General features: G+C 60.0%; 22 protein-coding genes. 10 read left to right on the forward strand and 12 right to left on the reverse strand.

Annotation, left to right across the window (positions count from 1 at the left end; all coding sequences use genetic code 11):
• Positions 1-386 precede the first annotated feature (386 nt).
• Together clpS and clpA are read left to right on the forward strand one after the other, a co-directional pair.
• Complete coding sequence (gene clpS, locus ACZ5C3_RS13615) at positions 387-719, forward strand: ATP-dependent Clp protease adapter ClpS (RefSeq protein ID WP_464038335.1); 333 nt, start codon at positions 387-389, stop codon at positions 717-719.
• Between the two features lie 146 nt (positions 720-865).
• Positions 866-3265 carry an ATP-dependent Clp protease ATP-binding subunit ClpA gene (clpA, locus tag ACZ5C3_RS13620; protein WP_464044755.1) on the forward strand — a complete coding sequence of 800 codons (2400 nt, stop codon included), beginning with the start codon at positions 866-868 and terminating at the stop codon, positions 3263-3265.
• A 79-nt stretch (positions 3266-3344) separates the two neighbouring features.
• Here the strand turns inward: clpA and ACZ5C3_RS13625 are convergent, their stop codons facing one another.
• Positions 3345-3731 (reverse strand): hypothetical protein, encoded by a 387-nt coding sequence (locus tag ACZ5C3_RS13625; RefSeq protein ID WP_464044756.1) that lies wholly within the window; start codon positions 3729-3731, stop codon positions 3345-3347.
• A gap of 234 nt (positions 3732-3965) precedes the next feature.
• Between ACZ5C3_RS13625 and ACZ5C3_RS13630 the strand changes: the two genes are divergently transcribed.
• Positions 3966-5099, forward strand: coding sequence for a transglycosylase SLT domain-containing protein (locus ACZ5C3_RS13630; protein WP_464038163.1), 1134 nt, complete (start codon positions 3966-3968; stop codon positions 5097-5099).
• A 396-nt stretch (positions 5100-5495) separates the two neighbouring features.
• Here ACZ5C3_RS13630 and ACZ5C3_RS13635 read toward each other — a convergent pair whose 3' ends face one another.
• On the reverse strand, positions 5496-6215 hold the full coding sequence (locus ACZ5C3_RS13635; protein WP_464038164.1) for a class I SAM-dependent methyltransferase: 720 nt from the start codon (positions 6213-6215) through the stop codon (positions 5496-5498).
• Between the two features lie 321 nt (positions 6216-6536).
• Here ACZ5C3_RS13635 and ACZ5C3_RS13640 point away from each other — a divergent pair, with 321 nt between their 5' ends.
• The 3 genes from ACZ5C3_RS13640 (at position 6537) to ACZ5C3_RS13650 (ending at position 8680) form a co-directional block, all read left to right on the forward strand.
• A complete protein-coding gene (locus tag ACZ5C3_RS13640) occupies positions 6537-7277 on the forward strand; it encodes an AzlC family ABC transporter permease (RefSeq protein WP_464038165.1) in 741 nt (246 codons plus the stop codon).
• The gene (locus ACZ5C3_RS13645; RefSeq protein WP_464038166.1) at positions 7274-7618 is read left to right on the forward strand and encodes an AzlD domain-containing protein; all 345 of its coding nucleotides are present in this window, start codon (positions 7274-7276) and stop codon (positions 7616-7618) included. Before ACZ5C3_RS13640 ends, ACZ5C3_RS13645 begins: the two co-directional genes overlap by 4 nt.
• A 69-nt stretch (positions 7619-7687) precedes the next feature.
• Positions 7688-8680, forward strand: coding sequence for a Bug family tripartite tricarboxylate transporter substrate binding protein (locus ACZ5C3_RS13650; protein ID WP_464038167.1), 993 nt, complete (start codon positions 7688-7690; stop codon positions 8678-8680).
• 26 nt (positions 8681-8706) lie between these two features.
• On the opposite strand, the gene ACZ5C3_RS13655 is transcribed toward ACZ5C3_RS13650, so the two are convergent.
• The 5 genes from ACZ5C3_RS13655 to ACZ5C3_RS13675 form a co-directional block, all read right to left on the reverse strand.
• On the reverse strand, positions 8707-9129 hold the full coding sequence (locus ACZ5C3_RS13655) for an HIT family protein (RefSeq protein ID WP_464038168.1): 423 nt from the start codon (positions 9127-9129) through the stop codon (positions 8707-8709).
• Between the two features lie 79 nt (positions 9130-9208).
• Positions 9209-10300 (reverse strand): FUSC family protein, encoded by a 1092-nt coding sequence (locus ACZ5C3_RS13660; protein WP_464038169.1) that lies wholly within the window; start codon positions 10298-10300, stop codon positions 9209-9211.
• Positions 10301-10391: 91 nt separating this feature from the next.
• The gene (locus ACZ5C3_RS13665) at positions 10392-11609 is read right to left on the reverse strand and encodes a GNAT family N-acetyltransferase (protein ID WP_464038170.1); all 1218 of its coding nucleotides are present in this window, start codon (positions 11607-11609) and stop codon (positions 10392-10394) included.
• Between the two features lie 100 nt (positions 11610-11709).
• Entirely contained in the window at positions 11710-12468 is a 759-nt protein-coding gene (locus ACZ5C3_RS13670; protein ID WP_464044757.1) for a glycerophosphodiester phosphodiesterase, read from the reverse strand.
• A 5-nt stretch (positions 12469-12473) separates the two neighbouring features.
• Positions 12474-12941, reverse strand: a complete 468-nt coding sequence (locus ACZ5C3_RS13675) for a RidA family protein (protein WP_464038171.1) — start codon at positions 12939-12941, stop codon at positions 12474-12476.
• Between the two features lie 217 nt (positions 12942-13158).
• Between ACZ5C3_RS13675 and ACZ5C3_RS13680 the strand changes: the two genes are divergently transcribed.
• Complete coding sequence (locus tag ACZ5C3_RS13680) at positions 13159-14025, forward strand: cell envelope integrity EipB family protein (RefSeq protein WP_464038172.1); 867 nt, start codon at positions 13159-13161, stop codon at positions 14023-14025.
• Positions 14026-14056: 31 nt separating this feature from the next.
• Here ACZ5C3_RS13680 and ACZ5C3_RS13685 read toward each other — a convergent pair whose 3' ends face one another.
• Entirely contained in the window at positions 14057-15343 is a 1287-nt protein-coding gene (locus tag ACZ5C3_RS13685; RefSeq protein ID WP_464038173.1) for a DNA polymerase IV, read from the reverse strand.
• Positions 15344-15359: 16 nt separating this feature from the next.
• Positions 15360-15644, reverse strand: coding sequence for a DUF3572 domain-containing protein (locus tag ACZ5C3_RS13690; RefSeq protein WP_464038174.1), 285 nt, complete (start codon positions 15642-15644; stop codon positions 15360-15362).
• A 122-nt stretch (positions 15645-15766) separates the two neighbouring features.
• Between ACZ5C3_RS13690 and ACZ5C3_RS13695 the strand changes: the two genes are divergently transcribed.
• The 3 genes from ACZ5C3_RS13695 (at position 15767) to ACZ5C3_RS13705 (ending at position 19383) form a co-directional block, all read left to right on the forward strand.
• A complete protein-coding gene (locus ACZ5C3_RS13695) occupies positions 15767-16132 on the forward strand; it encodes a response regulator (RefSeq protein ID WP_424631011.1) in 366 nt (121 codons plus the stop codon).
• Between the two features lie 10 nt (positions 16133-16142).
• Positions 16143-17516, forward strand: a complete 1374-nt coding sequence (locus tag ACZ5C3_RS13700; RefSeq protein ID WP_464038175.1) for a PleD family two-component system response regulator — start codon at positions 16143-16145, stop codon at positions 17514-17516.
• Positions 17517-17649: 133 nt separating this feature from the next.
• Positions 17650-19383: an adenylate/guanylate cyclase domain-containing protein gene (locus ACZ5C3_RS13705; protein ID WP_464038176.1), complete on the forward strand. Its 1734-nt coding sequence runs from the start codon at positions 17650-17652 to the stop codon at positions 19381-19383.
• A 16-nt stretch (positions 19384-19399) separates the two neighbouring features.
• Here the strand turns inward: ACZ5C3_RS13705 and ACZ5C3_RS13710 are convergent, their stop codons facing one another.
• The 3 genes from ACZ5C3_RS13710 to ACZ5C3_RS13720 form a co-directional block, all read right to left on the reverse strand.
• A complete protein-coding gene (locus ACZ5C3_RS13710; protein ID WP_464044758.1) occupies positions 19400-20716 on the reverse strand; it encodes an NAD(P)/FAD-dependent oxidoreductase in 1317 nt (438 codons plus the stop codon).
• 127 nt (positions 20717-20843) lie between these two features.
• Positions 20844-21011 (reverse strand): 50S ribosomal protein L33, encoded by a 168-nt coding sequence (gene rpmG / locus ACZ5C3_RS13715; protein ID WP_002712167.1) that lies wholly within the window; start codon positions 21009-21011, stop codon positions 20844-20846.
• A 106-nt stretch (positions 21012-21117) separates the two neighbouring features.
• Positions 21118-22467, reverse strand: a complete 1350-nt coding sequence (locus tag ACZ5C3_RS13720) for an LLM class flavin-dependent oxidoreductase (RefSeq protein WP_464038178.1) — start codon at positions 22465-22467, stop codon at positions 21118-21120.
• Positions 22468-22583: the final 116 nt, after the last annotated feature.

Genomic DNA, 22583 nt, shown 5'->3' on the forward strand with positions numbered 1-22583 from the left:
AATTTCATTAATTTTGCCGCCAGTTCGCATAAAATGACGCACACGCAGCTCATTACGGCTGCGATCGGCCAAATACGGTAAATGCAATCTCAACGGGATGAGGACGAATTCCGATCAATTGAACCGCCTCTGCTAACCAAAAAGGGTGAGGCCGGCGTCCTTCAACGTGCTGTTTCAGCGGTTTGGTTGTGCTTGCAGGCAGAGCGATAGCGACCCATATTGGGGAGGTTGATCCGGGGAGTTTTTGAGGCCCTTGGTGATCGTTTTTCCTGGGGAATTAGACCTTCCAAGCCATGCCAAACGCGAATTCATACCTGGAACCCGTCTCGGTACCTGTTCTGGCACCTCAGATGCCAGCGAAAAAAGACGTGGGGTTTGCTCCGCGGATGAGCAAGGACGATGATCGCTCCGATGGGCCAACTGGTCCCGGTACGTCAGTCATCACGAAAGTCAAACCGAAGACGAAACGTCCGAACCTTTATCGCGTTTTGATTCTGAACGACGACTACACGCCGATGGAGTTCGTCGTTCATGTTTTAGAAAAGTTCTTCAATAAGGACATTGAAGCCGCGACAAAGATTATGTTGCATGTTCATCATCACGGGATCGGCGAGTGCGGGGTGTTTACCTACGAGATCGCTGAGACCAAGGTCACGCAGGTCATGGATTTTGCGCGCAAGCACCAACATCCTTTGCAATGCGTGATGGAAAAGAAGTAACCTCTTGTTGGTGCGGGTGGGGAACCCGAAGTGTCGTGTCAGGTGACAGTTGAAACGAGAGACGGATTGACTGGCCAGCAAAGCGACCCATCTAAGTTTGAGAGTTGAGTTCTAAAGTGAATTGGCGGGGGCCATAAGGGACGCGAATGCCGACTTTTTCTCAGAGCCTTGAACAATCCCTGCACCGCGCACTTGCAATCGCAAATGAGCGCCATCATCAGTACGCGACGCTGGAGCATCTCCTGCTGTCGCTGATCGATGACTCGGATGCCGCGGCGGTGATGCGTGCGTGCAGCGTTGATCTCGACAAGCTGCGCGGCAGCTTGGTCAATTACCTCGAAACAGAATTTGAAAATCTCGTCGCAGACAATTCGGACGATGCCAAGCCGACGGCTGGTTTTCAGCGCGTGGTTCAGCGCGCTGTGATCCATGTGCAGTCTTCGGGCCGCGAAGAGGTCACAGGCGCAAACGTGCTGATCGCGATCTTCGCGGAGCGCGAAAGCCATGCCGCTTACTTCCTGCAAGAGCAGGACATGACCCGTTACGATGCGGTCAACTACATCAGCCACGGCATTGCCAAGCGTCCCGGAGTTTCCGAGGCGCGTCCGGTGCGTGGTGTCGATGAAGAAGCCGACACCAAGGGTGGCGAGGATTCCAAGAAGAAGGGGGAGGCGCTCGACACCTATTGCGTCAACCTCAACAAGAAGGCCCGCGACGGCAAGATCGATCCGGTCATCGGCCGCAACGCGGAAATCAACCGCGCCATCCAGGTGTTGTGCCGCCGCCAGAAGAACAATCCGCTGTTCGTCGGTGAGGCCGGCGTCGGCAAGACCGCGATCGCGGAAGGATTGGCCAAGCGCATCGTGGACAGCGACGTGCCGGAAGTGCTCGCTGCTGCCACGGTGTTCTCGCTCGACATGGGCACGCTGCTCGCAGGAACCCGCTACCGCGGTGATTTCGAAGAGCGGTTGAAGCAGGTCATCAAGGAGCTGGAAGCGCATCCGAATGCGATCCTGTTCATTGATGAGATTCACACAGTGATCGGCGCGGGAGCGACCTCCGGCGGCGCAATGGATGCCTCGAACTTGCTGAAGCCTGCACTGGCTTCGGGTGGCATCCGCTGCATGGGCTCCACCACGTACAAGGAATATCGTCAGCACTTCGAGAAGGACCGTGCGCTGGTGCGCCGGTTCCAGAAGATCGACGTCAACGAGCCGTCGGTGGAAGATGCGATCGGTATCCTGAAGGGCCTCAAGCCTTACTTTGAGGACTATCACAAGCTGAAGTACACCAACGACGCCATCGAGGCGGCGGTGAATCTGTCGGCGCGCTACATCCATGACCGCAAGCTGCCGGATAAGGCGATCGACGTGATCGACGAATCGGGCGCAGCGCAGATGCTGGTGCCTGAGAACAAGCGCAAGAAGACCATCGGCATCAAGGAAATCGAGGTCACGATCGCGACGATGGCGCGCATTCCGCCGAAGTCGGTGTCGAAGGACGATGCCGAGGTGCTGAAGCATCTCGAGACGACGCTGAAGCGCACGGTGTTCGGACAGGACAAGGCCATCGAGGCATTGTCAGCCTCGATTAAGCTCGCCCGCGCGGGCCTGCGTGAGCCCGAAAAGCCGATCGGTTCCTACCTGTTCTCTGGTCCGACCGGCGTCGGCAAGACCGAAGTTGCCAAGCAGCTCGCCGCATCTCTCGGTGTCGAACTTATCCGCTTCGATATGTCGGAATACATGGAGCGTCATACGGTCTCGCGTCTGATCGGCGCGCCTCCGGGCTATGTCGGCTTTGATCAGGGCGGCTTGCTCACGGATGGCGTCGACCAGCACCCGCACTGCGTTGTGCTGCTCGACGAAATCGAGAAGGCGCATCCGGATCTCTACAACGTGCTGCTGCAGATCATGGATCACGGCAAGCTGACCGACCACAATGGAAAGTCGGTCAACTTCCGCAACGTCATCCTGATCATGACCACCAACGCGGGCGCGGCTGATCTGGCTCGTCAGGCGTTCGGCTTCACGCGCTCGAAGCGGGAAGGCGACGATCACGAAGCGATCAATCGTCAGTTCGCGCCTGAGTTCCGCAATCGTCTCGACGCGATCGTGTCGTTCGGTCACCTCAACACCGACGTCATCGGTATGGTGGTCGAGAAGTTCGTGCTGCAGCTCGAGGCTCAGCTCGCGGATCGCGATGTGACGATCGAACTGTCAGAGCCTGCGAAGGCTTGGCTGATCACGGAAGGCTACGACGAGCAGATGGGTGCGCGGCCAATGTCGCGTGTCATCCAGGAGCACATCAAGAAGCCGCTGGCCGACGAAGTGTTGTTCGGAAAGCTCAAGGGTGGTGGCCATGTCCGCGTCATTCTCGTCAAGGACGAGGCGGTCGCAGACAAGGAGAAGATCGGCTTCGAGTTCGTCGAAGGCCCGGTTACACCGAAGCCCGAGAAATTGCCGGGTGCGCGCAAGCGTGCAGCCTCGCGCAAGCCAAAAGGGGACGATGGACCGAAGGGGCCGGCCAAGCCGCTCGCCAAGGTCTAGAGCGCCTCAAGCCTTGAAAATCGAAAACCCGGCAATCGCGAGATTGCCGGGTTTTTCTTTTGCAGAGTGAAGATAAAAATCAAAATCGCTCGAGAGCCGAGACTATTGCAGCGAATTTCTCATGAATCGCACGCGAAGCATGATGCGCGACCGTCACCGCCACACCGGCCACCAGTGCTCCGACGATGACGTATTGCGCGGTGATCAAAGCGACCAATGGCTTGATCACACCGCGGGCGATGGGGCGGAAACCGGCGGAAGATGCGCGTTCTGTTCGAGGCGCAAGATCCGCAGAGATCTCGTTGATATCGGACGCAGATACGCTTTCGGGTGCCGTGTCTGCGGCTTCCAACGGACGGCCAATCACATCCTCATCGAAGAGGGCGTCGTGCTCCGCATCGAGGTCGACACTCATCGGCATTAAAATCAGCCCGCTGGATACGATCACGTGACACAATCCGATCATTCACTGTTTGCTAACCGTAGTGCGCCGGATGGAACTGCGCCATGCGGCGCGTCGGAAAGGCATCGTTAAGGTAAATGCCGCTGTGTGCGACGGAAAGTCCGTATGATTGCGCTCGACCATTTCGTCAGGACGCTGCCATGGAGATTTTTTGAGCCCACGCGTGGCCGCGGCCTTGTGCCTACACATTCTTCGCCAAATTCCGGGTTATAGAGAGTTGCAACACGGTGGTGCTCCATGACCTGGCATGTGCGGCTTGCGGTTGCTGTTGCAATTGCGACCAGCGTTTCCATCGCGCGGGCGGAAGAGGACAAGCCCGCGGCGGCACCGGTTGCGCCGCCTGCGGTCACATCTGAGCCATCGAAGCCCATCGATGCACCAAAGCCGGCGGGTTCTCCTCAGCCAACTGATGCGTCCAAGCCTGACGAAGCGGCCAAGCCGGCGACCGAGAACCCGCCTGCGCCTCCAGCCGCTGCGCAGGTGCCGACCGCTCCCAGAGCCGTGCCGGAGTCCAAACCGTCTGCAGAGACCGCGTCCCCGTCACCGCCAGCCAAAGATGCGAAGGACACCGATACACGCGAGGCCATGTGCCTGATGATCGAGTCGGCGGCATCGGCCAACGGTCTGCCGCTGGAGTTCTTCGCGCGCGTCATCTGGCAGGAGAGCCGATTTCAACCCAATGCTGTTGGCCCGATGACGCGCAACGGCCAGCGCGCGCAGGGTGTGGCGCAGTTTATGCCCGGCACCGCGAGCGAGCGGCGTCTGCTCGATCCGTTCGATCCGGTGCAGGCGCTGCCGAAGTCGGCGGAATTTCTCGCGGAACTGAAAGAGCAGTTCGGCAATCTCGGACTTGCCGCCGCAGCCTACAACGCGGGCCCCCGTCGCGTGCAGGAATGGATCGCGGGCACGGGCTATATGCCCTCTGAGACACGCAACTATGTGTACGCCATCACCGGATCAACGGTGGATGAGTGGGCGTCCGCCGGACGAAATGGTGTCACGAAAGAACGTAAGCCTCCTGCGGGCTGCCGCGAGTTGATGGCGATGCTGAAGACCGCGCCAAATCCGTTTGTCGCTGAGCTCGAACATCGCATTGTGCTCGGTGCCGACATGCCATGGGGCGTGCAGCTTGCGGCAGGCTTCTCACGCGACAACGCGCTTGCGATGTACGCGCGTTCGATAAAGCATCTCAGTTCGATCATCGGCGATCGCGATCCGACTCTCATCAGCTCGATCTTCCGCAGCCGCGGCACGCGGCCGTTCTTTCAGGTGAGGATCGGAGCGGATACACGAGCCACGGCGAACGATCTTTGCGGCCAGATCAGGCGGGCAGGGCAGGCTTGCATCGTTCTGAAGAACGGGCGCGGCTGAGCGGCGACGACACACCGAGTTCGAAACTCGTGCGACGGTTAACGCGGCCGGCTGCATACCGGATTCAAAAAAGCCAATAGAATCAGGCGTTTCTCGATGTCGGATGCGAGGCGTTATCGTCAATAAAATCCTAATTTGATCTCTGCAATTTGCGGCGCGATTTTCATTAAGTTTTACGCAACACTTTTCCAATCACCTGAACCGACGTCGAAGTGATCGACATCATTCGCGCCTTTAGGAGCGGGGATATGACATTTATTCTGATCGGTTGCGGGCTGCTCGTGTTGTGCCTTTGCGCGACGATGTGCCCGTCGGCACGCGAGCCGTCCATCTAAGACGCTAGCGGTTCATCACCACGCATATTCGCTGATGCGGATGGACGGCCCAGTTCGCCGATCAGGGCTTACGAAATTTCAGGACAAATTCATCGACGGGTGTTGGGTTGCTGAAGATGGCGTTGGACCGGGCATCTTCGGGGTGACGTAGGAAATTTCCCGCTTCGACAAAAACGAAGCCGGCAGCTTCGATCTCGGTTTTCACAGTGTCCTCAGCGATCCGGTGGAAGGTTTTGCCGACCGACGCCCCATCCTCAGGCTTTGCCGAGTGGTCTGCGACAACCAGAATTCCTCCGTGCTTGAGGGAGCCGAAAATGGCTTTGTCCATTTTGGCTCGATCAACACCTAGAAAGGTTGTGTCGTGATATCCAAAGAGGAAGGTCACGAGGTCTAAATCGCGAATCTCCGGATGAGAGAGCGCATCGAACGGCGTAATCACGTCTTCCACGTTTGACATGGCGGGAAGCTTCTTGCGTTCTGAAAATTTCTCAGACTCTTTCGTATGCTGAGCTAAAACCTTCCCGCTGGGCGATACCGCTCTGGCGAGCAGTTCAGTGCTATAGCCTGCTCCGGCGGCCATATCGAGCACCCGCCAACCTGTCTTGGGAGCGATGAACTCCAGGAGTTCAATCGGGTGGCGCTTGTTGTCGTTTTCCCGATCTGCCGCAGTGCGGTCGGACGATGCAACGATGGACCGATAGTCCTGTGCGTGCGCCGACGATCCAAAAAGAGCGCCTGAGAGAAGCAATACGGCGAGAATTTTGCGGGAATGACGGCTCATAAATTCTCCATAACATTTAAGAGCAATTCAGCTCACAGCTAAAAACGCGAATGGATTGGTCGACCTATTATCTTGGGTTGTCAAATAACGATCCTGACAACGACGAGCGATGGCCAGCGTTCAAAAAATGCCTGTCATCCGCTTGTTACTCACTTGCGATGAAATACTTTGTCTGCCCGCGCCTAAACCTAACTGCGGATGGAGCATGCAGCCCTGCATTCGCGGGTGCGCTGCATCGCGCAAATAGCGGCTCACGTCCCTTGACGACGAGATAAATCAGCCGCGTGATAGATTTCTTTCGACTCACCGGTTTCTATTTCCTTGGCACTTCCACCTCTCGATTCACCGGACTGGCATAGCGCCGCCAGAGCATTCATGTTCGGCGTGCAATCGGCGATGACGTCGGTTCTCGCGCTGGTGCTGTTCGGAACCTTCATCGGCATCGGCGCTTTCGCGCACGATTCCGGCTTCACGCTCGGGTGGATGCTGGCCAGCACGGTCCTGGTGTGGGCGGGGCCCGCACAGGTGATCCTGATCTCGACGTCGCACGCAGGCGCTACGCTGCTCGAATCCGCGCTTGCGGTGACGCTGAGTGCGATCCGGCTGTTGCCGATGGTAGTGTCGGTGTTGCCGATGCTGCGCTCGCCAAAGACGAAGATGCGCCATATGGTTTTGTCCGCGCATCTGGTGGCGGTGACCGTCTGGGTGGAAAGTTTTCGCCTGTTGCCGCTCGTGCCACGCGAGCGGCGCGTGCCATTCATCAACGGTTTGGGTGTCACGCTCGTCGTGCTCAGCATGATCGCAGCCACGTTGGGTTATGGCTTGGCAGCGAACTTGCCGCCGATCCTGGCTGCGGCGGTGCTAGCGCTGACGCCGCTGACGTTTCTGCTCTCGACTGCGCGCAATGCGCGTCTGCTGGTCGACAAGCTTGCGCTCGGGCTTGGACTTGCCCTGTATCCGCTGGTGTCGATGATGCAGACCGGCATTGATATTCTGATTTCGGGTTTGACCGCCGGCAGCATCGCTTTCGGTGTTCATCTGTGGCGGAAGCGCGTCGCATGAGTGAGTTGTTTGGCAGCCCTCAGGCGATCGCGCTGCTGCTGGTGGCGGGATTTCTATCGAATGAAGTCTGGCGGCTGCTCGGCCTGCTGATCGGCGGCGGGATCGATGAGAGTTCCGAATTTCTCGTCTGGGTGAGGGCAGTTGCCGCGGCCATTCTCGCTGGTGTCATCGCGCAGATCCTCATCGCTCCACCGGGCGCACTGGCGACGGTGCCAGGCATTGTCCGCTACAGCGCGATTGTTGCCGGGTTCGCGGTTTACGTTGCAATGCGCAAATCGGTTTTCGCGGGCGTCATTGCGGGTGAGATCGTCGTCATCGCGGGTGAATGGTGGCTCGGGTAATAGCCGCTATCGCTTGCTAAGAATCTTGGCTAGCCTCTCTCCAACAAAATAAAATATCGGGAGAGAAGCGTGCTCAAGTCATGGTGCCGGGCGTCAGCCCGGTGGTTTGTGCTGACTGCTCTGGCAGTCGTCGTCACGATCGATTATCCGCTCGCGGCAGATTATCCGACACGTCCGGTCAAGCTCGTCGTTCCTTATGCCGCGGGCGGCCCGACGGACATTCTCGGACGTGCGGTGGCCGAATTCCTGACCAAGGATCTCAAGCAATCTGTCGTCGTCGAGAACAAGCCAGGCGCGCAGGGCTCGATCGGGGCGGAGATGGTCGCGCATGCCGACGCAGATGGCTACACGCTGTTCGTGGCGTCCGGTTCGATCGTCATGATCAATCCGATCCTCTACAAGAAATTGAATTACGACCCGATCAAAGACTTCCGGATGTTGTCGTTGATCACGCAGGTGCCGGTGATCATGGAGGTCAATCCGAAGATCCCGGTCAAGACCGTCGCGGAGTTCGTGGAGTATGCAAAGAAGAATCCCGGCAAGATCAACTACGGATCGTCCGGTATCGGTAGCACGCTGCATCTCGCCGCCGAGATGTTCAAGCATGAGGCGGGCGTGGAGATGACGCACGTACCTTACAAGGGTGTCGCGCCTGCGCTGACGGATCTGCTGTCGGGCCAGCTCGATGTGATGTTCGACACGATCAGCACGTCGCTGCCGCACATCCAATCCGGCGCGCTGCGGCCGCTGGGTGTCACAACGCCTGAGCGCTTCGCTGATTTGCCTGATGTGCCGACCATCGCGGAAAGCGGCTATCCGGGCTATCGCGTGATCGTCTGGTACGGAATTTCAGCACCGGCGAAACTGCCTGACGATATCGCTCAGACTCTTACGGCGAGCCTGAACCGCGGGCTCAACGATCAGGCGTTCCGTGCGTCGCTGGAGAAGATCGGATACGTCGTCTACCGGCCTCAAGGCCCGGAGGCGATCACGAAGTTCATCGACGATGATCGTGATCGCTGGGAGCGCATCATCAGGGAGCAGAAAATCTCCATAGACTGATGCGGAGACCGCTCGCGTCTAAGCGTTTATGCCAGCGCCGCGATCAGGCGCGTGGCGTGGTCTTCCAGCACCTTGATGTCTTCCTTGCGGCTTGCTGCCGGCAGCAGCGCGACGCCGTCGACACGCGGCATCACGTGCACGTGGAGATGAAACACCACCTGGCCGCCGGCCGCTTCACTGAATTGTTGCAGCGTGATGCCGTCGGCCTCGAACGCCTTCTTGCCGGCAATAGCGATCTTTTTCGCGACGCGCATCACATGCGCCAGATCGTCCGGCTTGATGTCGAGAATATTGCGGGCCGGCGCTTTCGGGATCACCAGTGTATGGCCCGGTGAGCGCGGCATGATGTCGAGGAAGGCGAGGGTGTGCTCGTCCTCATATACCTTGTGGCAGGGTAGCTCGCCGCGCAGGATCTTCGCGAAAATGTTGTTGTTGTCGTAGGCCGTCATCAGTCACCCTCATCTTCGAATGGCGCGACAATCGCCGCCCGGGGCATGCGGGTCAAGCCGTCACCGAGCCTGCGCCGTGTCACAAAGCCGTTGCCTGTTCAGGCTTCCCCTCGGCAATTTCATTGATCCGGTCGGCGAGGTCGCCAAGGTCGCGGTGCAGTCGCTCCAGTGTGAAGGCGAGGCCGAACACGCGGCCAGCCGCGTCGAAGTCCAGCGCGTGGGTGACGCCGCTTTGGCGCACTTTGTCGAATGCGTCCGTGAAGGCGAGATACATTTCGGTGACATGGTCGCGCGTCACCGCGGTGCCATCGTTCAGTCCGGTTGCACAATGGCCGACAAATGCGGCTTCGGCGCGAAGCAGGTTTGCTGCTGCAGACGCGAGACTGGCTAGGATGGTCTCGGGCAGCTGTTTGTTCAATACGCTTCCGATATGAACGAGATCGTTGCGGATTCTCCACAACGTGCGCGGAATGGCCGCTGGAATGGCGTGAGTGGCGAGACGCGATGCACGTTCGCGATCAGCATCCTTCATCGCCTGTTCTACGGATGTCAGTGCCTCGCGAAGATTGGGATGTTCGTTGGAGGGCGGGAGCGCTTCTCCGCGCTCGATGGCGTCGGCCTCGGACTGAAGCAGGTGCTGAATGCGCCTGAGGACGTCGACCGAACGGGTGATCACCACATCGTGGGAGCGGGCGGGGAAGATCAGGACGGTGGCCAACACGCCGATGACGCCGCCCAGCGCGATCTCGATGATCCGGTCGAGCACGAAAGTGTGCACGGGGACACCGGCTGGCGCACTGAGCAGCATGATTGCTGCGGTAACAGGTGCGACCTTCAACTGTGGGCGCAAAGATGCGCCCCAGACGCCGAGCCCGGTGACAATGACCAGAGCCGTGCCGAGTTTGTAGGGGCTGTCGTCGTGTAGCGCCGCGGCAACGCCACCGAGAATGGCGCCTGCAAACGTTCCGATCATGCGCTCGGTTGCTGCACCTAACGTTCCGCCAATCGACCCCTGCATGACAATCAGGACAGTGAAGATCGCCCAGTAGCCTTGCTGCAGATTGAGCAGCTTGTACGCGACGAACGCCGCGGCGGCTGCCACGGTCACCCGGAGGGTTTGGCGCAGCTCAGGCCCACGGCGCGTCCAGAATGTATTTGCTTGCTCAGACATCGATCCCAAAGCGCAGTTCTGTTATCGCAAGACTAAGCTCGCAGCGGTTGGCCGACAACGTTGTCTGCGCGCCAATCAGGGCGCGGCTGCGTCACTCGTCGGTTTCTGTTTTCCGGAAGGGACCGGCGTCGGTGAGATCTTCGACCGCTTCCTGCACATAGGCCCGCTCGTGTTTGAGATAATCGCGGACAGCGCGGCGCAGGGACGGATCGGCGATATAGTGCGCCGAGTAGGTGGTTTGCGGCAGATAGCCGCGCGCGATCTTGTGTTCACCCTGCGCGCCGGCCTCCACGCGCTTCAGGCGGCGCTGAATGGCGAAGTCGATGGCCTGATAGTAACAGACCTCGAAGTGCAGGAATGGATGATGCTCGATCGCGCCCCAGTGACGGCCGAACAGGGTGTCCGATCCGATGAAGTTGATCGCGCCCGCGATCCATCGTCCATCGCGCTTCGCCATCACCAGCAGGACGTCGTCGGCCATGGTCTCGCCGATCTGCTGATAGAACGCGCGCGTGAGGTAAGGGCGGCCCCATTTGCGCGAGCCGGTCTCCATATAGAATTCGAAGAATGCGTCCCACGCATCCGGCGTGATGTCGCGCCCGGTCAGGTGATGAATGGTGATGCCGTTGGCCACCGCGTCACGCCGTTCGCGTTTAATGCCCTTGCGGTGTCGCGACGCCAGCGTGCCGAGGAAGTCGTCAAACGTGGCGTAGCCTTCGTTGTGCCAGTGAAACTGCCGGTCGGTGCGTTGCAGGAAGCCGTGTCCGGCGAGAAATTCCCACTCGTCCTCGGGCGCGAATGTCATGTGAACCGAAGACGCATTCACCGCGTCGCAGAGGCCGATCAGTCCGCCGGCCAGCGCTTTGCGAACGCGGGCTGCATCGACGCCGTCGCGCACCAGCAAGCGCCGCCCCGTGGCGGGCGTGAAAGGAACGGTGGCCTGCAGCTTGGGATAGTAGCTGCCGCCGGCGCGCTCATAGGCGTCGGCCCAGCCGTGATCGAACACGTATTCGCCCTGCGAATGGTTCTTCAGATAACAGGGAACAACGCCGACAACCTTGCCACCCATCCGCGCCACCAGATGGCGCGCGCCCCAGCCGGTGCGGGCGACGGCGGAACCCGACTTCTCCAGCGCAGAGAAAAAAGCATGCGATATGAATGGGTTATAGGGATGGTTGCCCGCGCATGGCGAAGCACTCAACTCGCCCGAAAGCTGGCGAGAGGGATTGGCGCACGCATCCCATTCGTCTGCCGCGATCTGGCCGGTCGAAGAAACGGCTTCGAGAGTGATGTCGGACAAATCCGTCAAGGAGCAGGGATACCGTGGCCGTGAGAAAAGCGATGACGTTCAGGAGTATAGATCGTTGCTTGAGCGCCCAACTTCAAGTGTTCGGGATCATGTCAGTGACTTATCCCACCGGCACGAAACCTTCAAAGATCATCTGATCGGCGTAGCGCGACGCGCGCTCGCGTTGCTCAGGGGTCCGCACGGTCCATGTCAGGAGTGCGCAGCCGAAGACGTTGCGTGCGATCCAGGGGGCTGGCGCGGGCAAGTCGTTCACCCAGTACGCCACGAAATGCGGCCGCGTGCTGAACGCGTGGCGCAGGCCCATCATCCCGCGGACCTTATCGGGTGGAAGCTGCTTCCATTCGCCATCCTCGTAATGGCGTTCGGCGACGATGCCGCGCGGTATGAAAGGCAGCAATTCGCGGATCGCCATAACCTGATCGGGATCAAACGACATCGCGACGACGGGATTGCGGTAGGATTCCAGAACCTGCGCCATGCGGCCGACCAGTTTACGGTCGCCGTTGAAGCGGCTCTTCACCTCAAGCACCAAAGGAACGCGTCCATTGACGCGTTCGCAGAGGTCGCCGAGTGTCATCATGCGTTCCGGCGTGTGCTTGAACGCGACCTGTTTGAGCTCCTCCGCCGTGAGCGAGAGCAGTTGGCCGCTGCCTTGCGTCAGGCGGCCGAGCTCATAGTCGTGGTGCACCATCGCCTCGCCGTCGGCGGAAAGCTGCAAATCGACTTCGATGGCGAAATTGCCGGCGATCGCGGCATCGATCGCCGACGGCATGTTCTCGATGATTCCTTGCGCGCGATCGTGCAGGCCGCGGTGGGCAACCGGCCGCGCGGTCAACCAATCAGGCGCTCGTGAGGCCATCGGAATCAAGATACCTCGAAGATGGCTTCCACTTCCACGGCCGCATCGGCGGGAAGGGCAGCTACGCCCACCGTGGTGCGGGCATGGCGGCCCTTGTCGCCGAACACGTCGACCATCAAGTCCGACGCGCCATTGAGCACCTTCGGTCCGTCGAGGAAGTCAGGAGTGGCATTTACGAAACCGCCGAGGCGCACCACGCGCACAACCTTGTCGAGGTCGCCGAGCGCCATCTTGACCTGTGCCAGCAAATTGATTGCGCAGCCGCGTGCGGCCGCAACGCCTTGCTCCATGGTGACGCCGGCTCCGAGCTTGCCCTTGGCGATCAGCTTGCCCTCGGGGCTGTTGCAGACCTGTCCGGACACGAAGAGCAGATTTCCAGAGCGGACAAAGCCGACATAGTTCGCTACCGGAGCGTTGGGCTGATGCAGTGTGATGCCCATCGTGCTCAGTTTCTGCTCGATCGTTCCCGACATGTGTACCTCAATGCTGTAATGTTGACCCGATCGAAGTGTGTCGGTTTCGCGCCGATTGTGGATCGGGGTGCCATATTTCGCCCATCGTGCTGGCACATGCAAGCTTGCAGCAGCTTCGGTTTCTAGGACTGACAGGGATCTTGAGGGCAAGCTTGCCCCGGTTGCGGCGCAATGTTGCGACTATTATTGTTTCGAATCTTATCTTTAAGGAGACGTCATGCGTCGCGCGCGCGGAATTTCAGCAGTCGGTTTGCCGGTGATTGTGTCTGCCATCCTGCTCGCGCCGGGTGTGGGGCGCGGCGCGGCACACGCGGCGCCCAACGTGTCGTTTCTGGCGCATCAGGCGGTGTATGAACTGAGCCTGAAAAAGACCCGTGGCAATGCCACCGTCAACAGCGTGCGCGGGCGTATCCTGTACAATTTCTCCGGCAGCGAGTGTGAAGGTTACACGACCGAATTCCGGCAGGTATCTCAGCTCGATACAGGCGAGAACAAGACGACGCTGAGCGATTTGCGTTCGACCAGTTGGGAGGACAGCGAGGGCAAGAAATATACCTTCAAGGTCGACACCCGCATGAATGAGGGCGATACGACCTCCGTGGATGGCGTTGCGGAGCGTAAAGGCGATACCGTGACCGTCAAGCTGAAGCAGCCTCAGGCGAAAACCTTCACCATCGAGGGAGCGGTCTTCCCGACCGAGCAGGTCAAGCGCATCATCGCGGCTGCGCGCGAGGGCAAATCGCTGCTCGAGCTCGTGGTCTATGACGGGTCGGACAACGGCGAGAAGGTCTACAACACGCTCACAGTCATCGGCCAGCCGATCCCCGGCACGAAGGCGCCCGTGGTGTCGGATGCCACGACCGATAACGAGGTGTTCAAGTCGAAGACACGCTGGCCTGTGACGGTCAGCTATTACGACCAGGCGACGAAGCCCGACTCCGGTGAGCAGACGCCGGTCTACGCGATGTCATTCGAGCTGTTTGAAGACGGCGTTTCCCGGGCGCTGACGCTGGACTACAACGATTTTGTTATTGCCGGTGCGATGGATAAAATCGACATCAGACAAACCAAGCCCTGCAAATAAAGCGAAGCTCCACAAATAAAGCGCGGGCCAATCATTCCGCCTTTGCCGGACCTTCGTAAGCAATGCCGCGGATCAAAACGGCATTGCCGAACTTCTTGCGCACGCTGTCCATGGCCCGTTCGGCATGTGCCGAGCGGCGATCGAGCAGGTTTTGATCGTCCGCTTCGGCGCCCGGGCGCAGGGCGCTGACGCCTGCGCCGATCAGGCGGAAGGCCGTGCCATCGATCTCGCGGCTGAGCATCTCGCGCGCCATACCGAAGATGCGATTGGCAAGCTGCGTGGGCACCTGGATCGATTGCGAACGGGTGCGCTGGCGGAAGTCCGCGGTCTTGAGCTTCAGCGTGATGGTGGTGCCGGAGAGGTCGCCGCCCTTGAGGCGGTCTGAGACCTTTTCGCACAGCCGCCAGAGTATTTTTTCCAGCGTTGCGAAATCCCGCACATCCGTTTCCAGCGTAGTCTCGTTGGAGATGGTTTTCGCGCCACGGTCCGGCACGACCTTGCGTTCATCCATGCCGCGCGCGAGCCGCCACAGCCGCCGCCCTTCGGGACCGAACTGCTTCATCAGGTCGGTCTCATCGGCGCGGTGCAGATCCTTGATCAGGCGGAAGCCCCGCTGCGATAGCTTTTCTTGCGAGGCGGGGCCGACGCCGTAGATGAAGCCGACAGGTTTGTCGGCCATCAGCGCTGTGGCTTCCTCCGGATCGATGGCTGCGAAGCCGCGCGGCTTGTCGAGATCGGACGCCATCTTGGCGAGGAACTTGTTCACCGACAGGCCGACTGAGATGGTGATGCCGATGTCCCGCTCGATCTGCGTGGCGAAGCGTGCCAACACCTTCGCCGGGATCATGCCATGCAGCAGCTCGGTGCCGCTGAGATCGAGAAACGCTTCGTCGATGGACAAGGGTTCGACCAGCGGCGTCAGCGATAGCATCGCCTGACGGACTTCGCGGCCGACGCGCACATACTTGGACATGTCCGGCCGCACGACGACCGCATCGGGGCACAGATCGAGCGCCTTGAACATCGGCATCGCCGATCGCACGCCGTAGGTGCGCGCGATGTAGCAAGCAGCCGAGACCACGCCGCGTTTGCCGCCACCGATGATGACCGGCTTGTCGGCGATGTCCGGATTGTCGCGTTTCTCGACGGTGGCGTAAAACGCATCACAATCGATGTGGGCGAGGGTAAGCTGTCGCAGTGCGCGGTGGCGGACCAGTCGTGGAGAGCCGCAGGCATGGCAACGTATGGATCGTGCCGTGGCGTCGGAAAGACAGTCGCGGCAGAACCCTGACAAACCCTCTGTGGGCCGGTCGCTCAAGCGATTTACTCCCAGCTTATTCCCAGCGCGGGTCCAGCACCTCGCGCGCGTTGGCGATGGCCTCCGGCGTCAGTTGGGAGGCTCCGGCAAACGCCTGTACGGTGGCGTCGTCACGCATGATGAAATCGAGAATGCCGGCCAGGAACTTTGGATCGGAGGCCGATGCCCGCAGGGTCTGTGGGCCGATCCCTGTCTCGGTCAGGAACATTCCCAGTCGCTCGGGATCTGACGCGAGGAAGGAAAGCGCCTGAATCGCAACAAATTCAGCCACTTCCTGAGGGTTGGTTGCGCCCTTTCTCATTGGTTGTGTTTGCCTTTCCGTAACTTCTGGTCTCTATTTTAAGTCATCATGCCCGAGTCATCACGGCGTGGCGAATTCTTTGGCTTTTATGCGTACGGGCATTTTGGGGATTGGAGGGCAGGATGGCGAAAACCGTCCTGATCGTGGAGGACAACGAGCTTAATATGAAGCTCTTTCGCGATCTGTTGGAGGCCCATGGATATGCGACGGTCGGCACACGCAACGGCGTCGAAGCGGTGGGCCTTGCGCGTGCGCATCGTCCTGATCTGATCCTGATGGATATTCAGCTTCCTGAAATTTCTGGCCTCGATGTCACACGCTCGATCAAGGCTGATGCTGAACTGCGCGCCATTCCGGTGGTCGCGGTCACCGCGTTTGCCATGAAGGGCGACGAAGAGCGTATCCGCGAGGGCGGGTGCGAGGCCTATTTGTCCAAGCCGATTTCGGTTGGCAAGTTCATCGAGACCGTTCGACGGTTCATCGGTTAAGGGAAGTGCTATGTCCGCGCGTGTTCTGGTCGTTGACGATGTTGTTGCCAACGTCAAGCTGTTAGAGGCTCGTCTGTCGGCCGAATATTTCGATGTCGTGACCGCGAACTGCGGCATGCAGGCGCTTGAGATGTGCGAGCGTGCGGAATGCGACATTGTGCTGCTCGATGTCATGATGCCCGATATCGACGGCTTCGAGGTTTGCCGGCGGCTGAAATCCAATCCGAAGACGCACTTCATTCCAGTGGTGATGGTCACCGCTCTCGATAGTCCTTCGGATCGAGTCCGCGGGCTCGATGCGGGCGCTGACGATTTCCTGACCAAGCCGGTGTCGGACGTGGTGATGATCGCCCGCGTGCGCTCACTGACGCGCCTGAAGATGATGACCGACGAGCTGCGCATGCGCGCCATCACGTCACACGAGATCGGCGTGCAGGCGCCGGAGCGGGAAGCCATTGCCGATACCGGAATGGGCGGCCGCATTCTTCTCGTCGATGACCGGCCGTCGTCCTACGAGCGGCTGGCGCCGGTTCTCGCAACTGAACACAGCGTCGATGTCGAGCCCAATCCGGCTGAAGCGCTGTTTCACGCAGCTGAAGGCAACTACGACCTCCTGATCGTGTCGCTGACCCTGGAGAATTTCGACGGCCTGCGGCTGTGCAGCCAGGCACGTTCGCTGGAACGCACCCGCAGTGTTCCGATCCTTGCGATTGCTGATGCCGACAACAATTCGCGGTTGCTGCGCGGCCTTGAGATCGGCGTGAACGATTACCTGCTGCGCCCGGTGGACAAGAACGAGCTGCTGGCCCGCGCGCGCACGCAGATCCGCAAACGCCGCTATACCGACCATCTGCGCGACAATGTGCAGAACTCCATTGAAATGGCGATCACCGATGCGCTCACCGGGCTGCACAACCGCCGTTACATGGAAACTCATCTTGCCACGCTCGCCGAGCAGGCGGCCTCACGCGCGAAGCCTTTGGCGCTGATGATGCTGGACATCGACTTCTTCAAGTCGATCAACGACCGCTATGGCCACGATGCCGGCGACGATGTGCTGCGGGAATTCGCCGTGCGTATCCGCAAGTCGATCCGGGGTATCGATCTCGCCTGCCGTTATGGCGGGGAAGAATTCGTCATCGTCATGCCTGAGACGGATTTGCACGTGGCCGGCATGGTGGCTGAGCGGCTGCGCCGCTCCATCGCAGGCGAACCATTTTCCATTGAGAAAGGCGCCAAGCGGCTCGATGTGACGATTTCCATCGGCATAGCCACGCTCGAAATCAAGGGCGAGGCGATCAGTGATGTGCTCAAGCGTGCCGATCAGGCATTGTACCGGGCGAAGAACGATGGACGTAACCGCGTGGTTGCGGCGGCGGCGTAAGTCAGCTTTGATTTGACGATTGGCTGGTCGCGCGTTCAGATATGGATGTGCGCGACAGGCTGGGACAGCGCGAATTTTTCGATACTAAGGCAATTTAGCCGCGAGCGTCTTAGGACGTCAAAGGCACTGACCAATGATCCGCCAGTCGATCAGAAGGCAAATCGTCGGCATCGCCGTTGGGTTGATCATCCTGATGGCGATCACGTCGGTTCTGTCGATGGTGATGTCCGCGCGGGTCGCGAACTACCTTGATGAGCTGAGCTCGAAATACGTTCAGGCCTACGGTCACCTCGCGCGGATGAACGTCCGCTCGCTGGAGCAGGCGTTGGCGCTTCGCCAGATGGTGATCGCGAAGATGCAATCGCCGCCGGACGAAACTGCCTATGCAGAGCGGAAGAAAGTCTATGAGGCCAAGGGAATTGAAGTCGGGCGCGAAGCCAAAGGCGCGCGCGACCTCATCAATGCGATCATTGACGACACATCCACGGCCTCGGACAACGCCACGCTGGCGCGGCTGGACAGCCGCATCGACTCCGTGAGCAACGATGTTCGCCGCTATCTCGACCAGGAATATGACCGGTTTTTTCAAGTCGTAGAACGCCGGGACCCTGAAGAGCTGAAGCGGGCGCTTGTCCGGATCGATGAGCTTCGTGACGATTTCAATGCGAAGGTCGATGCTATCCGGGCCGATATGCTGGCGCAGGTTCGCGCGGACTCCATTGTCACCATGGGGCATCAGCGGCAGGCGATTTTGATCTCCGCGATCATGACTGGGCTGGCCGCCATTCTTGGATTGGTGGTGTCCGTTCTCGTCAGCACGGGCATTACACGGCCGGTTCGGCGGTTGCTGGATGGCACCCGCGCCGTGGAGGCAGGACAGCTCGACGGAACTATTTCCGTCACCACGCGGGACGAGATCGGCGAATTGACCGGCGCGTTCAATCGTATGGTTGAGCAGTTGCGTAACAACGAGCGCGTCCGCGAGACTTTCGGCAAGTATATCGATCCGCAGGTGGTGAAGGGCCTGATCGATCGTCCGGCGCTGACGGCGTCCGAAGGACAGCGGCGCGTTATGACGGTGCTGTTCTGCGACATGAAAGGATTCACGAGCCTGAGCGAGGGCATGACGCCGCAGGGGCTGGTCAAGGTGATGAACCACTATCTGTCGACGATCACTGCACCAATCAGAAGCCATCGCGGCATCATCGACAAGTATATCGGCGATGCTGTTATGGCCTATTGGGGGCCTCCGTTCACCGAAGAAAACGAACAGGGCCAGTTGGCATGCCTCGCTGCGCTCGAGATGATCGATCGCATTGGAGATTTACGGAAGGAAATTCCCGAATTGCTCGGCGTTCGTCAGGTGCCCAATCAATGCGATCTGCGCATCGGGATTGCGACCGGCGAGGTGGTGGTCGGCAGCATCGGCTCTGAATTTATGATGAGCTACACCGTGATGGGTGACACGGTGAATCTCGCGTCGCGCCTCGAAGCCGCCAACAAGATTTATGGCAGCCGCTCGCTGGTGTCGAAGGCAACCATTGTTGCGGCCGGCGATACCATCGAAGTGCGCGAACTCGATTTGCTGGTGCTGGTGGGACAGACCACGCCGCAACTGGTCTTCGAGATCATGGGCCGCAAAGGCGAACTCACGCCGGAGCAGCTTCTGCTGCGAACGCACTACGCAGAGGGGCTTGCGGCCTATCGTGCCCAGCAATGGGAAAACGCCGCCAAGGCTTTCAACGCTGCGCTGGAAGCTGTTCCGGGCGACGGACCATCCATGGCGATGGCCGCGCGCGTTGCCAATTTCCAAGCCATTCCGCCGGCCCATGGCTGGGATGGCGCGTGGCACCTCGACCACAAGTAGTCGTCAGGCTGGCTTCTTAGCCAGGTTTTTTGGGTTCCATGGCACCGCGTCCCTGTGTGATCAGCCGCGCGCTGCGCTGATCGCGGGTATAGATCCACAGCCAGCTGATCGCCACGCTGAGCCGGTTGCGCACGCCGATCAGGAAGTAAATGTGCGCGATGCCCCAGATCCACCAGGCGAGTGAACCGCGCAGCTTGATCCAGCCGAAATCGATCACCGCTCGGCGCTTGCCGATCTGGGCGAGGCTGCCGTCGTGTTTGTAGTGGAAGGGGGCTGGCGCTTTCTCACCGCGCAGACGTGCCTTGATCACCTGCGCCACGTAGCGTCCCTGTTGCTTGGCTGCGGGCGCGATGCCGGGCACCGGCTTGCCCTCCGGATCGTTGATGGTCACGGTATCGCCGACGGCGAAGATCTCGGGATGTCCAGGCACTGTGAGATCCGGATTGACGATCACGCGACCGGCACGATCGAGCGGCACACCGAGCCACTCCGCGGCAGGCGATGCGCGCACGCCGGCCGCCCAGATGATGGTTTTGGAATCGAGTTGTTTGCCGCCGCAGATCACGCCATCGGCGGTGCAATCGGAGACGGCTTGGTTGAGGACGACTTCGACGCCGAGCTCTTCCAACGAGCGCTGCGCATAGGCCGACAGATCCTCAGCAAAGCCTGCCAGCACGCGCGGGCCTGCTTCGATGAGGACGACGCGTGCCGTTCTCGTGTCGATGTTGCGAAAGTCCGACGGCAATGTGATCCGCGCCAATTCCGCGATCGTGCCGGCGAGTTCGACGCCGGTCGGGCCGGCACCGACGATGACGAACGTCAGATACGCCGCACGGCGCTGCGGATCGGTTTCACGCTCGGCGCGCTCAAAGGCATAGAGGATGCGGCGTCGAATGGTCGTCGCATCTTCCAGGGTCTTGAGGCCTGGCGCGAACGGCTCCCATTCGTCATGGCCGAAATAGGCATGCCGCACGCCGGTGGCGAGCACCAGCGTGTCGTAAGGCATGGTGCTCCCATCATCCAGCACCACATGACGCGCCTCGGTGTTCACGCCGGTCACGGTCGCCAGCAGCGTTGTCACTTCCTTCCGGCTGCTCAGCAGGTGCCGCACCGGCCATGCGATCTCTGAGGTTGCGAGCGAGGCTGTGGCGACCTGATAGAGCAGGGGCTGGAACAGGTGATGGTTGCGCCGGTCGATTAAGGTGATGTCCGCGGGTGCCCCGGCGAGACGGTAGACCGTCTCAAGGCCGCCGAAGCCTGCGCCGACAACCACGATTCGGTGGCGGGCGTCCGATTTGGGAACTTCCGCGGTTTGCGAAGCCGGCAGGGACATGACGGGGCTCCAAGGTTCTGCATGGGCGGTAGCCGGATAACGGCCGCGCGCGAAGCTTAGAGCCAAGCCCCAGAAACGCAAAACGGAGCCAATCGGCTCCGTTGCGACTATCAAGTTATTGATTTTATTACTTAATCTTCGCTTCGCGGAATTCGACGTGCTTCTTCGCGACCGGGTCGTACTTCTTCTTGACGAGCTTGTCGGTCATCGTGCGCGAGTTCTTTTTGGCGACGTAGTAGAAGCCGGTGTCCGCGCTGGAAACGAGCTTGACCTTGATGGTGACCGCTTTGGCCATGTTCAGAACCTCAAATGTCTGGAATCACGAGCGGGCCCAAACAGGTCGAGCCGCATTTCGGCGCAACCTACCGCCGAACGCCCCAAAGTCAAGGTTTCAGGGGTAATTATTCGGCTGCATTTGCGGCGTCCGGCCCCTCAAAAAACCGGTTCGCCGGGCGGGGCAGCCCCAGGTTCTCGCGCAGGGTTCGGCCCTCATATTCCTTGCGGAAGATGCTGCGGCGCTGAAGCTCCGGAACCACGCGGTCGACGAAGTCATCCAGCCCCTGCGGCAGGAACGGGAACATGATGTTGAAGCCGTCGCTGGCGTCCGTCATCAGCCATTCCTCCATCTGATCGGCGATGGTAGTGGGCGTTCCTACGAACGATAGGCCGCCATAGCCACCGACGCGTTGCGCCAGTTGGCGAACAGTCAGGTTGTTCTTCGCCGCCGCCTCGACCATCCGCTGCCGGCCGCTCTGGCTGGCATTGGTCTCCGGAATTTCCGGGAGCGGACCGTCCGGATCAAAGCCCGAGGCATCGGTGCCGAGGATTACGGAGAGGGACGCAATGCTGCTGTCGTAGTGGACCAGACTGTCGAGATGCGCACGCTTGGCCTTGGCTTCATCGACGGTGTCGCCGACCACGACGAAGGCACCCGGAAGGATTTTAAGGTGATCGCGGTTGCGGCCGAGCTTGTCCATGCGGCCCTTGATGTCGGCGTAGAGCGCCTGTCCATCGGCGAGGCTGCCGCCGCCGGTGAACACGGCTTCTGCGGTTTCCGCGGCCAACTGCTTGCCCGCTTCTGAAGCGCCTGCCTGCACGATCACCGGCCAGCCCTGAACCGGGCGCGCGATATTGAGCGGGCCGCGCACAGACAAATATTTTCCCTTGTGATTTAGGATGTGCATCTTCGCGGGATCGACGTAAAGGCCGCTCTCCACGTCGCGAACGAACGCATCGTCCGCAAACGAGTCCCACAGGCCCGTGACCACGTCGAAGAATTCACGCGCACGACGGTAACGCTCGTCGTGCTCCATGTGATCGTCGAGCCCGAAATTCAGTGCGGCGTCGGGATTGGACGTGGTGACGATGTTCCAGCCCGCGCGCCCGCCGCTGATGTGATCGAGCGACGCGAAACGGCGGGCCACGTGATAGGGCTCGTCAAATGTGGTCGAGCCGGTCGCGATGAGGCCAATGTGTTCGGTCGCGCCTGCTAAGGCCGACAACAACGTGAACGGTTCGAACGATGTGACGGTATGGCTGCGCTTGAGTGCGTTGATCGGCATGTTCAGCACAGCGAGATGATCCGCCATGAAGAAGGCGTCGAACTTGCCGTGCTCGAGCTTTTGCGCGAAGCGCTTGAGGTGGGCGAAGTTGAAGTTCGCATCAGGGTATGAACCGGGATAGCGCCATGCGCCGGTATGGATGCTGACGGGACGCATGAATGCGCCGAGGCGCAATTGCCGTGAACTCATCGAGACATTCCTTGAGGATGACGACGGAACGAGATGCACTGCTAATGTAAGTGCGGCACCGGATAGACCGCTACGGAAGATTTTTGTCTTTTGTTTCGCGGACGGGGAGAATTCTT

Source organism: Afipia dichlorophenoxyacetatis (assembly GCF_055386385.1).